Origin of the sequence: Mesorhizobium sp. M7A.F.Ca.US.006.04.2.1, assembly GCF_004022915.1 — a bacterium.
GTDB classification, from domain to species: Bacteria; Pseudomonadota; Alphaproteobacteria; order Rhizobiales; family Rhizobiaceae; genus Mesorhizobium; species Mesorhizobium ciceri.
In genome coordinates this window covers 1-11,541 of the sequence record NZ_RZQA01000091.1, presented here as the reverse complement: position 1 = coordinate 11,541, position 11,541 = coordinate 1, and the positions used below count along the sequence as shown (strand labels likewise).

The following is an 11,541-nucleotide window of genomic DNA, read 5'->3' as shown; positions in this document are numbered from 1 at the left end:
GACCAGCTCAGCGACGCTCTTGACCTTGACGCCTGCCTTGCGGCCGCTCGGCTCTTCGGTCTTGATGACCTTCAGCCGCGGCTTGACGTCGGCGCCGTAGTCGGCCGGGCTCTTCTCGTCGAGCTGCTTCTTCTTGGCCTTCATGATGTTGGGCAGCGAGGCATAGCGCGGCTGGTTGAGGCGAAGGTCGGCGGTAACGATCACCGGCATCTTCAGTTCCACCGTCTGCAGGCCGCCATCGACTTCGCGCGTCACCTTGGCCTTGTCGCCGTCGAGCACGATCTTGGAGGCGAAGGTGCCCTGCGCCCAGCCCAACAGTGCCGCCAGCATCTGGCCGGTCTGGTTGGAATCGTCGTCGATCGCCTGCTTGCCGAGGATGACGAGGCCGGGCTGCTCGGCGTCGACGACGCCCTTCAGCACCTTGGCGACGCCGAGCGGCTCGGTCTGTTCGTCGGTCTTGACCAGGATGGCGCGGTCGGCGCCCATGGCGAGCGCCGTGCGCAGGGTTTCCTGCGCCTGCTGCGGGCCGATCGAGACGACGATGATTTCTTCCGCCTTGCCAGCTTCCTTCAGCCGGATCGCTTCTTCAACCGCGATCTCGTCGAACGGGTTCATCGCCATCTTGACGTTGGCGAGCTCCACCGCCGAACCATCAGCCTTCACGCGAACCTTGACGTTCGCATCCACAACCCGCTTCACGGGCACAAGGATCTTCATTTGCCTGTCACCTCTTCACGCTAATTGGGCGCGCTATAACAGCCTGCGCCCGTTCTGAGTTGTCGAAAGCCGACATTCCAGGTGGAAATTCTGGCCGGATGGAAATTCTGGTCTTTGCCCGCCTTAGGTTGCGGCGGAGACGTTTCCGTAGTTGCGGCAACCCTGCACGTCAATACGCTGCAAGTGGCTCAAATCGGTTCAGTCCGAACTGGAAGCGTTTCCGCGTCCCCAGCGCGGTGTCGCGGCGGGTTGATCGGGGATCAGCGGTTCCGTGGCAACCGGCGGCTGGTCGGGAGCGGCGGGCGCGACGTCGTCGTCGGCGCCGGCAAACAGCGGCACGCCGCGGCTACGCAAGACAAGCACCAGAACGGCGCCGGCGATGATGCCGCCGATATGGCAGGCCCAGGAGATCTGATCCTCGCCGCCGGCGGCAAACATCACCACCTGGAAAAGGACCCACAGGATGAGCGGGATGAAGGCCGGAATGCGCAGCGGGATGCGGGCGAAGGCCAACACCCAGACCTTCACCCTGGGATAAAGGATCAGATAGGCGACGACCACGCCGGCGATGGCGCCCGAGGCACCGATCAGCGGCACCTGCGAGTCCCAGGCGACGAGGCCCTGGAAGGCGGCGCCGGCGATCGCGCACAACAGGTAGAAGATGAGGTAGCGGATGTGACCGAGCGCGTCCTCGACATTGTCGCCGAACACCCACAGGAACAGCATGTTGCCGCCGAGGTGGAAGATGTCGGCATGCAGGAAGGAATAGGTGAGGTAGCTCAGGCTTTCGGGGATGACGATAAAACGGGGATCGAGCTCTGCGGTGTCATGGACGACCGACGGGATGAAGCCGAGACCAAGCACGGCGGCATTGGAGAAACTCTCGCCGCCGAGCGCGGTGACGAGGTAGACCAGGGCGTTGGCCACGATCAGCCCGACGGTCACATATTGCAGGCGGATGTGGCGCAGCCTGTTGGTGTCGTAAAGCGGGATGAACATGCCCCAGGCCCTCTTCCGCTTTCGACAATCAGCGGTTCTTGCCGGGAACCCATAGCACGTCGGCGTTTCCGTTGTCATTGACCGCCCGGGCGGCGACAAACAGGAAATCCGAGACGCGGTTGATGTATTTCAGACCGTCACGGTTGACGTGCTCGTTCGGGTCCTGGGCCAGGGCGACCATCAGCCTTTCGGCTCGCCTTGCCACGGTGCGGGCAAGGTGAAGTGCCGCCGCCGCCGCTGTGCCGCCATTGAGCACGAAGGATTTGAGCGGCTGAAGCTCCTTGTTGAGAAGGTCGATGTCCTTTTCGACCCGGTCGGTCTGCACGGCGACGATGCGAAGCGGCTCATAGCCGAGCGGCTTGCCGTCGTCGGGTACGGCGAGATCGGCGCCGAGATCGAACAGATCGTTCTGGATGCGGGACAGCATGGCGTCGATCGCGGGATGGGCCGCGGCCGTGTGGACCCTGGCGATGCCGATGCAGGCATTGGCCTCGTCGACCGTGCCGTAGGCCTCTACCCGCAGATCGGATTTCAGCCGCCTCTCGCCGGTGCCGAGACCTGTGGTGCCATCATCGCCGGTGCGGGTGTAGATCTTGTTGAGCTTGACCATTTCGCCTCCCCGGCCGCCGGCATCCTCACTTGCGGGTGAAATACACCGCCAGCAGGATCAGCACCAGCGCCACGGCCTGCAGCATGACTCGTGCCTGCATCAGCTTGTTCGAGGTGACGCCGGAGCCGCCGCGCATCATGTTGATGAGGCCGCGAACAAGCACGACCGCAACGGCGACCATGACCAGAATGGCGAGAATGTTGAAGACGGTTGCCATTGCTTCGTTCCAGTTGGTTGGCGTTCAGGCGCGTTTGGCCATCAGGCGGTAAAGCATCGATGCCGGCAGGATGCGTCTGAGCACCGCGCCGATCCTGGCGGGCACTGTTACCACATAGTGCGGGCGTGGGCGCCGCGACAGAAGTGCATGGCGCAGCGCCGCATGAACCACTTCCGGCCCTGGCTTCAAGGCCGATTGGCTGCCGCCGGCCCGCAGTCGTTCGAGTTGCGCCGCATAGTCCACGCGGTGCACGGAATTCTCGTGGTCGATGTTGCTGAGAAACCAAATGAGGCCATTGCTGGCGATCTTCGACTTCACCGGCCCCGGCTCGATCAGCGAGACGTGGACGCCGCTGCCCGCCAGTTCCTGGCGCTGGCAGAGCATCAAGGCCTCCAGTGCGTGCTTCGACGCCGAATAGGCGCCGCGAAAGCGCACCGGCACGAGGCCAAGGATCGACGAACAGTGGACGATGCGGCCCTGACCCTGGCGGCGCATCACCGGCACCAGCCGGCGGGTCAAATCATGCCAGCCGAAGAAATTCGCCTCGAATTGCTGCTTGAGCGCGGCAACGGGCAGATCCTCGACGGCGCCCGGCTGCGCATACGCGCCGTTGTTGAACAGGGCGTCGAGCCGGCCGCCGGTGCGGTCGAGCACCGCCGTCACCAGCGCGGCGATGGAGTCCGGCTCGCAATAATCGAGATAGAAGGCCTCGATGCCATCGGCTTCGAGCGCGGCGATGTCCTGCGGCTTGCGCGCCGTTGCGAACACCCGCCAGCCCTCCGCCTTCAACGCGCGGGCGCAGTACGCGCCTATTCCCGAAGACGCACCGGTGATGATAATCGAGCGCAACTTCTGCGCCGGACTGTTCGTGGTTTCGCCAAGGGTTGCCATTTGCCGCAATCCCTTCCCATATTCCCGGCGTGGAGACAATTGGAGGGCGCGGTTCTTGTTGCGGAAGATCGTAGCCCTCAAGCGGGTCCTCTACGACGCACTTGGCCATTTCAACACCGATGACGGCTGGGCGATGGCCAGCCATCTGGCGATCACCTCGCTGATGGCGCTGTTCCCGTTCCTGATCTTCGCGACGACGCTGGCGAGCTTCCTCGGCGCGCAGGCGTTCTCCGACACGGCCGTGCATCTGGTCTTCGACACCTGGCCCGAACAGATCGCCAAGCCGATCGCGCGCGAAGTGCTCAATGTGCTGACCGTCAGGCGCACCGACCTTTTGACCTATGGTGTGGTGCTTGCGGCCTATTTTGCCTCGAACGGCATCGAGGCGCTGCGCACGTCGCTCAACCGCGCCTACCGCGTCTCGGAAACGCGCGGCATCATCTACCGCCGGGTGCAGAGCATCATCTTCGTTCTCATCGCCACGGCCGGTTTCCTGGCGATCAGCGTGCTCCTGGTGTTCGCGCCGCTGCTGGCGCGGCTCGCGGAAGCCCATATCGACTGGATCAAGCCCTATATGGGCACCATTACGCTATGGCGTTACGTCATCGCTTCGGCGGTCATTGTCGGCGGATTGTTTGCCGTCCATTTCTGGCTGCCGGCGGGCAAGCGCCGCTTCGTGTCGCTGGTGCCGGGCATCGTCTTCACGCTGGCGGCATGGCTTATCGGTTCGACCATCTTCGCCACCTATCTCGACCACTTCTCGTCCTATGTGACGACCTATGCCGGCCTGGCCTCGATCATGATCGCCGTGGTCTTCCTCTACATGGTGTCTGCGATCTTCATCCTCGGCGGCGAGCTCAATGCCGCGATCAGCCGCTACCTGGAGGCGCGTGCGCGGGTGGGATGACAGGTCGAATTGAGGAATTGAAGAATTGGAGAAAAAGGGGGCCATATCCGGCGCTGTCTGTGCTTCTTCCTCAATTCCTCAATTCCTCAATTCCTCAATTCCTCAATTCCTCAATTCCACAGTTCTTCCCTTGGCCTGCCGCGCCGTTGCCAGGCCGACGCCGAATGTCGTGATCGCCATGCCGGAAATCTGAAGTGCGTTGAGCTGCTCGTCGAACAGGGCCCAGGCGATGATCGCCGTCACCGCCGGCACCAGGTAGAACAGCGAGGCCACCTTCGACATCTCGCCGTCGCGGATCATCACCATCAGCAGGAAGATGGCGCCGAGCGACAGCACCAGCACCAGCCAGGCCATGGCGAAGATCAGTTCGCCATTGATGACGACCGTGTGGGTTTCGAAGGCGAGGGAGGCGACGAGCATCAGCGAGCCACCGCCGACATATTGCCACATGGTCGCCGCGACGAGGTCGCCGCCGGAGGCAAAGCGCTTCTGCCAGATGGTGCCGGCGCTCATGCCGAGCACCGAAACCAGCGAGGCGGTCAATGTCGCCGCGGTCACGCCGCCGCCGAGCGCGCCGAGCTTCGGCCACAGCACGATGACGATACCGATGAGGCCGATGCCAAGGCCAAGCCAGTGACGCGGCAGGATCGCCTCGCCGAGGAATTTGCCGGCCAGCACCGCCGTGATCAGCGGCTGCAGGCCGACGATGAGGGCCGAAAAGCCGGCCGGCATGCCCCTGTGGATGGCCCAGAACACAGCGCCGAGATAGACGCCATGCATCAGGATGCCCGCGCCGGTGGCATGCAGCGCCTCCTCGCGGGTGGCTTTTTTCGAACCCAATACAAGCATCAGGACGGCCAGCAGGATGGCGGCGATGACGAACCGCGCGGCGAGGAAGGTGAACGGCTCCGCCCATGGCATGGCGTAGCGCGCGCCAATGAAGCCGGTCGCCCACAGAACGACGAAGGTGGCGGGAATGAACCGCTTGATGCTGTGCATGTTCCGGAGTCCGCCGCACTGGAGAGAATTGCCGTGGCGATGCTCTAATCCCGTTCACCCCGGCGCGCAAAGCGAAACGGTTGATCCATAGATCACCGGAATTCAACGCCGGCCCATCTGGGGGTGGCTTCTTGGTCTCACCGGGCTCAAAGCCCGACCATTCGCCTGATGTCGTCAGGCGATGCGCCGGCATGGCGCAAGGCGGCAAGGCCGGTATCGCCCAGGCTCTTCGACAGCTTTCGTCCGTCGGGCCCGAGGATGAGGCGATGATGGAAATAGGCCGGTTGCGGCAGTCCCAGGAGTTGCTGCAGCAGGCGCTGCACGCCGGTGGCGGAAAACAGATCTCGTCCGCGCACGACGTGGCTGACGCCTTGCAGGGCATCGTCCATGACGACGGCGAGGTGGTAGCTGGTCGGGATATCGCGGCGCGCCACGATCACGTCGCCCCAGTCCTGCGGACGGGCTTCGATCGAGCGTGTCGCGGAAAGCGTCTCGTCGGCGAATTCGGTCCAAGACAGGTCCTTGCCGACACGCGCCAAGGCGGCATCGACATCCAGCCGCCAGGCGAAGGGCGCATTCCCGGCGATCCGCCGCTGGCGTTCCTTGACTGGCAGCGCCTTGTCAGCGGCGGGGTAGAGCGGCACGCCATCGGGATCGCGCGGCCAGTCGCGCCCACGCTTTTCACTGTCGGTGATGAAGGCGCGGATCTCGCCACGGCTCATGAAGGCGGGATAGACGAGTTCCTCCCGGACCAGCCGCTCGAGCACCGCCTGGTATTCGGCGAAATGCTCGGATTGGCGGCGCACCGGCTCTTCCCAGCCAAGCCCCAGCCATTTCAGGTCGGCAAGCACGCCGGCCTCGAATTGCGGCGTGCAGCGCGTCGTGTCGATATCCTCGATGCGCAGCAGCAGGCGGCCGTCCGCCCGTGCCGCCAGCTTCTGGTTGAGCAGCGCCGAATAGGCGTGGCCGAGATGCAGGTCGCCATTGGGGCTGGGCGCGAAGCGGAATGTCAGGAGTGTCATCTCTGCGGCGGCAATCGGGTTGTGCGGCGGTTTTGCCAATTGCTACCGTGCTGCCGGTTCAGGAACAAGAAAGCATGCAGCGTATCGCGACATCAGACGACATTGCCCGGGGGCTCGATGCGCTTTGCGTGATCGACCCGCGCCTGGAAAAGGTGCGCGGCATGGCCGGCGAAGTGCCGCTGCGGCTGTCCGAACCGGGGTTTCGAAGCCTGGCGTCGATCGTCGTCTCGCAGCAAGTGTCCCGCGCCAGCGCCGATGCGATCTTCGGCCGGCTGACCAAGCTCGTCGATCCGCTGACGCCGCAGGCGATCCTGGCCGCCGGCGAGGACATGTTTCGCGAGGCCGGCCTGTCGCGGCCGAAGCAGCGCGGCCTGATCGCAATTGCCCAGGCCGTGGTCGACGGCCTCGACCTGCATCACCTCTGTTCGCTCGATGCCGAGGAGGCGATCACGACGATGACGGCGGTGTCCGGCATCGGCCCGTGGACTGCGGAAGTGTACCTGTTGTTTGCTGCCGGGCACCCCGACATTTTCCCCGCGCGTGATGTCGCGCTGCAGAGCGCGGTCGGCCACGCGCTCGGCATCGAGCCGCGTCCGCCTGAGAAAACGCTGATCGCATTGGCCGAATCATGGAGCCCGTGGCGAGGTGTCGCATCGCGGCTTTTCTGGTCCTATTATCGTGAAACCAGAGGGCGGGACGCCGCGCCGCCGGCCTGAATCCGCGAAAAATCATAAAAATCATGCATTTTTGGCGCTTCAGCGACGCGACAATCCGCTTCACATCCCTGTCATGTCGGGCTTACAGTATCCGTGCCGTTCGGGTCTAGAACCAAGGAGGTGAACACGTGACGGTTGCCGTATCTCCGGATGGGCTTCCAGCACTGGTGCTGAATGCGGATTACCGTCCGCTCAGCTATTACCCCTTGTCGCTCTGGTCGTGGCAGGACGCCATCAAGGCGGTGTTCCTCGACCGGGTGAACATCGTCGCCGAATACGAGCACGCCGTCTCCTCGCCGACCTTCTCGATGAAGCTGCCGAGCGTTGTCAGTCTTAAGGCCTATGTGAAGCCCTCCAGGCACCCGGCCTTCACCCGCTTCAACGTCTTCCTGCGCGATCGCTTCCAGTGCCAATATTGCGGCACGCCGGAGGACCTGACCTTCGATCACGTCATTCCCCGCCATCGCGGCGGCGCGACGACGTGGGAGAATGTCGTTGCCGCCTGTTCGCCGTGCAATTTGAGGAAGGGCGGCATGATGCCGGCGCATGCCAAGATGTGGCCGCTGCAGAAGCCTTTCCAGCCGACGGTGCACGATCTGCACAACAATGGCCGCCTGTTCCCGCCCAACCATCTGCATGAAAGCTGGATGGATTATCTCTACTGGGATGTCGAACTCGAACCATAGAGTTCGGCACAAATCCGCCATGCTGGCCGCCTGACGCAGCTTTCTGCGCTTCCGGTGCTCACGTACTTCAGTACGCTCCGCTCCGGTTCTCGAAAGCCGCGCCTATCCGACTCAGCCCGGCGAATTTTTGCGCGAACTCTGCGTCACGCCGTTCAATCGAATTGGCTTAGTCGCGGGTGAGGGCGCCGCGGAAAGCGACGGCGGCGAGGATCAGGCTGGCGATGGCGTTCCAGCCGGCCAGCGACAGGCCGAGGATGCGCAAGGCGGCCTTGTCGCAGGATGGCGGCACGAATTTGTCGAGCGCGTCGAGCACGCCCTTGCCGCCGGTGTCGACCGGCCCGGCGCCCGCCGTGCAGTCGGTCGGGCCGGCCCACCACTGCCATTCGACACCGGAGTGGTAGACGCCGAGATAGAGGCCGTAGAGCATCAGGATGCCGCCGACGGCCAGCAGGCCGCGCGTCAGCCAGCTGGGTGCGTGCAGCATCGACGCAATCACCGCCAGCACCATCAGCGGCACGCCGATATAGTAGGGCGTGCGCTGTTCGAGGCAGAGGTGGCAGGGGATGTAGCCGCCGAGATACTGGAAGCCGAGCGCCGAGCCGACGGTGGCGGCCATGGCGACGGCGAGGAACAAGGCGGTCAGCGTGCGCTGGCGTCCGGTGTCGGCATTCATGGTCGCTGTCATTTCAATCGGTCCGTCCGGCTCGCAATGGTAATGTTCAGAACGCGTATTTGACCAGGATATAGAGCAAAATCAGGGCAACCGCGCCGGCGCCGGCGATCAGGCCGAGGCGCTTTTCGATGAATTCGCGGATCGGTTCGCCATAGCGGCGCAGCAGCCAGGCGAGCAGCAGGAAGCGGGCGCCGCGGGCCACGATCGCCAGTACGATGAACAGCAGCAAATTGACGCCGATGACACCGGACAGGATCGTCACCACCTTGATCGGCGGCAGGTGGGCGGCACCCGATGTGATCAGCATCAGGACGATGAAGCCGACGCCGGCGCCCGCGCGCAGTTGCTCGAACTCGTCGTACTTGCCGTAGAATTCGAGGATCGGCCTGGCGACCGCGTCATAGGCATAGTGGCCGATGAACCAGCCGGCGATGCCGCCCAGCACCGAGGCGACGGTGGCGATCAGCGCATAGCGGTAGGCGCGGTCCGGCCGCGACAGCGCCATCGGCAGATAGAGCACGTCGGCCGGCACCAGGAACACCGAGCTTTCGACGAAGGCGATGAAGGCCAGCCACCATTCGGCGGATTTGCGGGCCGCCAGCGACAGGGTCCAGTCGTAAAGTCCGCGAAGCATCGGCACTCCTAATGCGTGTCGTTCAATTGCAGGCAGGTTGGGGTGTAACGGCATGCACAGAACAAAGACCCAGCGCACGCCATCCGTCCCCGCAGACGTGCCGCGCTTTGATGCGCCGCCTGTCTAGAAAGATTTTCCGCGCTGCACAATGGCAGCCCCGTCACGAAATCGAAAGGCGCAGTTTGGTCGCATCCGAGGCGACGAGGAATTGGCCAGTTGACGAACAGGCCTCCAACCGTATAGTCCCGCGCCATCCAGGCCGCCCGGCCTGAGCCCCTATGGCGGAATTGGTAGACGCGCTCGACTCAAAATCGAGTTCCGCAAGGAGTGCTGGTTCGATCCCGGCTAGGGGCACCACCCTTCGCTCTCCGAGCTTCGGGTGGCGGGCCACTCGAAGTTCAATAGACGAAGGGCGTCACGGTCGCTTTGGTTCCCGATACGTCTCAGCAGGCGATCAACACGCTTTGCGCGCCACGCTGGGGTCGCCGTCATTGGCTGGGCCGATCTCGCCAGCTGCCAGCAATTCGTCGAATGTCCGTTCTAGGTCGGCGCTGTCATCGGCTGCCGGTCCGCTGGGCGGATCCTGGCGTGTCAGCGTTTCCAGCCTTTGGTGAAGCTGGCGGTTCTCGTTGCGGCAACGGGCATGCGCGAGTTCGTCGGTCATGCCGCGCAAGCGGAGATCGGCGAGTTGAACCTTCACCGCGCCACAGTCCCGGCGCGCCGCGTCGCGCTCCTGGCGTAATTTCGCAATCTCGGTTTCCGAGGTTTGGCGCCGATGCTCGGCCACGTCCTCGGCGCGCTGCCCGGCGCTCGGCGTTGCGCGGACCACGCTTTGATCGGGGGCGCTGCGCTGGAGCAAGCGCAACCTCTTTTCAAGTTCCACGGCCCGTTCCTGCGCGGCGGCGGCGCAATCGCCGAGAACGCCGCGCTGATGCTCGACCGTGGACAGCCGCGCCTGCAGGTCCTGCTGTACAAGCATCTGCGCAGATAGTTTGCCGGTCAGTCGTTCGTTGTGGAGCTGATAGTCCGCGACCTTGGAACGAAGCAGCATGGCGGCCTGTTGCAAGCTGGCGAGCCGCGATGCAACGTCCTCACGCGCCTGCTCGGCGGCTTGCCTGGCCATGGTCTCGTCGCGGAGTTGCCCCGACACGCGCGCCAGGTTCCGTCCCAGGCGCTCGACCTCGACATTCGCTTCGAGGAACCGTGTTGCGCGCTGGCCGGCATGCCTATCCGCCTGCGCAATGGTCTGCCGTGCCCTGTTGAGTTGGACCTCCAGGTCGGCGATGGTCTTGCTTGCGATCGATAGCTCGCGCGATTTTCGCCCAAGCTCTTTCGAGGTGCGATCCTGCAAGCGTTGCAGCTTCGCCACCTCTTCCTGCAAGTCCCATTTGTCCGTATCGGGAGCGTCGGCATCGTGCGTTTGCGCATCGAACCTGGCCACATAGTCCTCAACCAACGACCACGCCAAGTCGTCATCGTTGGACAAGAGCGAGGAGCCGCGCATGGCGTGGGCCTGACTCGAGCCCGTCCGGGCCGAAGTCGAGCCGAGGGAGGCGGCCAGCGTGTCTGACTGGGCCAATCCGGTCACGGGCTCCTCTTCGAAGAGAGGCAAAGCTTGATGCGTGGCGGCTCGGATGCTTCGAATCAGTTCTTCGAAGTCTTCGTCGGCCCTTCGGACAACGGCGCTGTCGTTCGCACTGATGTGCCGGGCGCCGTTGGCCTCATGATTCAGCGACATTTTTCTCTCATCGCGGACCGAATCACTAGACTATCGTGCATCAAGCACAAGAATGCGAGTAGATCTTGCCGGGTTTCACCGGAAAATTGCTGCAAGAAATCTCGTTTTTTTGAAGCGGAAGTCGATCTTAGCGCTTGCCTCTTGGGCAATCGAAGTAAAGTCCCGGCCACCTCTGTGTCAAATATTGCAGCGAAAATGTGCCATCCTTCCAGAACCGCACCCTTGCCTTTTCTCAGCGCCGCCCCAACAAGCTCTTCATGCGGTTGCGCAGCAGGCGGGCCATGTTGCGGGTTTCGCGGTAGAGGTGCAGTTGCGAGGCGGCCTGGCGGGTGAGGCGGTCGGCGTCCGGCGTCAGGCCGATCACCAGCGTGCCCATCGGCTTGCGCTCGGCCCATAGCCGGCTCATCACCGGATGGTCGGGCACGGCGCAGGAATCGGTCATCATGATGTTGGGATCGTCGAGATGCTGCCTGGTCACCTCGATCATCAGCAAGGTGCCCGGCGAATAGCTGGCCAGCGTCTCGTCATAGGCGGTCTTCCAGGTGTAGGCGATGCCGGCTTCGACGAAGACGATCAGGCAGGCAATGGTGCGGCCGTCGAGCGTCAGCGAATGGATGCGGCACATGTCCTGCTCGGCCAGCCGGTGCACGGCCTCGCGGGCGAAGGCGGCGCGGAAACGGTCGATCGCCATGGCGGTGCGTTCCCGGCCCTTCCAGCCGGCCGCCTCCAGCG

At 63.8% G+C, this 11,541-nt stretch carries 14 protein-coding genes and 1 tRNA gene; 4 read left to right on the top strand and 11 right to left on the bottom strand.

Translation table 11 applies throughout. From position 1 onward, the window contains the following. The 5 genes from EN925_RS07600 to EN925_RS07580 form a co-directional block, all read right to left on the bottom strand. Nucleotides 1-717 (bottom strand): electron transfer flavoprotein subunit beta/FixA family protein (locus EN925_RS07600; RefSeq protein ID WP_164894156.1); only part of this gene is annotated, 717 nt, incomplete at its 3' end. Between the two features lie 198 nt (nucleotides 718-915). Beyond that, the gene (locus EN925_RS07595) at nucleotides 916-1,716 is read right to left on the bottom strand and encodes a rhomboid family intramembrane serine protease (protein ID WP_128336431.1); all 801 of its coding nucleotides are present in this window, start codon (nucleotides 1,714-1,716) and stop codon (nucleotides 916-918) included. Nucleotides 1,717-1,744: 28 nt separating this feature from the next. Further along, complete coding sequence (locus EN925_RS07590) at nucleotides 1,745-2,326, bottom strand: cob(I)yrinic acid a,c-diamide adenosyltransferase (protein WP_013529427.1); 582 nt, start codon at nucleotides 2,324-2,326, stop codon at nucleotides 1,745-1,747. Between the two features lie 25 nt (nucleotides 2,327-2,351). After that, entirely contained in the window at nucleotides 2,352-2,543 is a 192-nt protein-coding gene (locus tag EN925_RS07585) for a twin transmembrane helix small protein (protein WP_013529428.1), read from the bottom strand. Between the two features lie 24 nt (nucleotides 2,544-2,567). Beyond that, a complete protein-coding gene (locus tag EN925_RS07580) occupies nucleotides 2,568-3,434 on the bottom strand; it encodes an SDR family oxidoreductase (protein WP_013529429.1) in 867 nt (288 codons plus the stop codon). Between the two features lie 55 nt (nucleotides 3,435-3,489). Here EN925_RS07580 and EN925_RS07575 point away from each other — a divergent pair, with 55 nt between their 5' ends. Further along, nucleotides 3,490-4,341 (top strand): YihY/virulence factor BrkB family protein, encoded by an 852-nt coding sequence (locus EN925_RS07575; RefSeq protein ID WP_013529430.1) that lies wholly within the window; start codon nucleotides 3,490-3,492, stop codon nucleotides 4,339-4,341. Nucleotides 4,342-4,443: 102 nt separating this feature from the next. On the opposite strand, the gene EN925_RS07570 is transcribed toward EN925_RS07575, so the two are convergent. Both EN925_RS07570 and gluQRS read right to left on the bottom strand, forming a co-directional pair. Next, on the bottom strand, nucleotides 4,444-5,340 hold the full coding sequence (locus tag EN925_RS07570; RefSeq protein WP_013529431.1) for a DMT family transporter: 897 nt from the start codon (nucleotides 5,338-5,340) through the stop codon (nucleotides 4,444-4,446). Nucleotides 5,341-5,486: 146 nt separating this feature from the next. After that, nucleotides 5,487-6,362 carry a tRNA glutamyl-Q(34) synthetase GluQRS gene (gluQRS, locus tag EN925_RS07565; protein ID WP_013529432.1) on the bottom strand — a complete coding sequence of 292 codons (876 nt, stop codon included), beginning with the start codon at nucleotides 6,360-6,362 and terminating at the stop codon, nucleotides 5,487-5,489. Nucleotides 6,363-6,436: 74 nt separating this feature from the next. On the opposite strand from gluQRS, the gene EN925_RS07560 reads away from it, so the two are divergent. Both EN925_RS07560 and EN925_RS07555 read left to right on the top strand, forming a co-directional pair. Next, nucleotides 6,437-7,078: a DNA-3-methyladenine glycosylase gene (locus EN925_RS07560; protein WP_013529433.1), complete on the top strand. Its 642-nt coding sequence runs from the start codon at nucleotides 6,437-6,439 to the stop codon at nucleotides 7,076-7,078. A gap of 128 nt (nucleotides 7,079-7,206) precedes the next feature. Next, nucleotides 7,207-7,764: an HNH endonuclease gene (locus EN925_RS07555; protein ID WP_006328497.1), complete on the top strand. Its 558-nt coding sequence runs from the start codon at nucleotides 7,207-7,209 to the stop codon at nucleotides 7,762-7,764. A gap of 166 nt (nucleotides 7,765-7,930) precedes the next feature. Here EN925_RS07555 and EN925_RS07550 read toward each other — a convergent pair whose 3' ends face one another. Beyond that, nucleotides 7,931-8,449 (bottom strand): disulfide bond formation protein B, encoded by a 519-nt coding sequence (locus EN925_RS07550; RefSeq protein WP_013529434.1) that lies wholly within the window; start codon nucleotides 8,447-8,449, stop codon nucleotides 7,931-7,933. A 34-nt stretch (nucleotides 8,450-8,483) separates the two neighbouring features. Then, nucleotides 8,484-9,071, bottom strand: a complete 588-nt coding sequence (locus EN925_RS07545) for a YqaA family protein (protein WP_013529435.1) — start codon at nucleotides 9,069-9,071, stop codon at nucleotides 8,484-8,486. A 272-nt stretch (nucleotides 9,072-9,343) separates the two neighbouring features. On the opposite strand from EN925_RS07545, the gene EN925_RS07540 reads away from it, so the two are divergent. After that, nucleotides 9,344-9,428 (top strand) — tRNA-Leu (locus EN925_RS07540). Between the two features lie 97 nt (nucleotides 9,429-9,525). On the opposite strand, the gene EN925_RS07535 is transcribed toward EN925_RS07540, so the two are convergent. After that, entirely contained in the window at nucleotides 9,526-10,809 is a 1,284-nt protein-coding gene (locus EN925_RS07535; protein WP_013529436.1) for a hypothetical protein, read from the bottom strand. Between the two features lie 232 nt (nucleotides 10,810-11,041). Next, nucleotides 11,042-11,541, bottom strand: a 500-nt coding sequence (locus EN925_RS07530) for a GNAT family N-acetyltransferase (protein ID WP_164894155.1), incomplete at its 5' end; no start/stop codon positions are given.

Excerpts from the sequence above, each read along its gene's own strand:
- EN925_RS07595 (WP_128336431.1), bottom strand. The coding sequence starts at position 1,716 with ATGTTCATCCCGCTTTACGACACCAACAGGCTGCGCCACATCCGCCTG.
- EN925_RS07590 (WP_013529427.1), bottom strand. The coding sequence starts at position 2,326 with ATGGTCAAGCTCAACAAGATCTACACCCGCACCGGCGATGATGGCACC.
- EN925_RS07585 (WP_013529428.1), bottom strand. The coding sequence starts at position 2,543 with ATGGCAACCGTCTTCAACATTCTCGCCATTCTGGTCATGGTCGCCGTT.
- EN925_RS07580 (WP_013529429.1), bottom strand. The coding sequence starts at position 3,434 with ATGGCAACCCTTGGCGAAACCACGAACAGTCCGGCGCAGAAGTTGCGC.
- EN925_RS07570 (WP_013529431.1), bottom strand. The coding sequence starts at position 5,340 with ATGCACAGCATCAAGCGGTTCATTCCCGCCACCTTCGTCGTTCTGTGG.
- gluQRS (WP_013529432.1), bottom strand. The coding sequence starts at position 6,362 with ATGACACTCCTGACATTCCGCTTCGCGCCCAGCCCCAATGGCGACCTG.
- EN925_RS07560 (WP_013529433.1), top strand. The coding sequence starts at position 6,437 with ATGCAGCGTATCGCGACATCAGACGACATTGCCCGGGGGCTCGATGCG.
- EN925_RS07550 (WP_013529434.1), bottom strand. The coding sequence starts at position 8,449 with ATGACAGCGACCATGAATGCCGACACCGGACGCCAGCGCACGCTGACC.
- EN925_RS07545 (WP_013529435.1), bottom strand. The coding sequence starts at position 9,071 with ATGCTTCGCGGACTTTACGACTGGACCCTGTCGCTGGCGGCCCGCAAA.
- EN925_RS07535 (WP_013529436.1), bottom strand. The coding sequence starts at position 10,809 with ATGTCGCTGAATCATGAGGCCAACGGCGCCCGGCACATCAGTGCGAAC.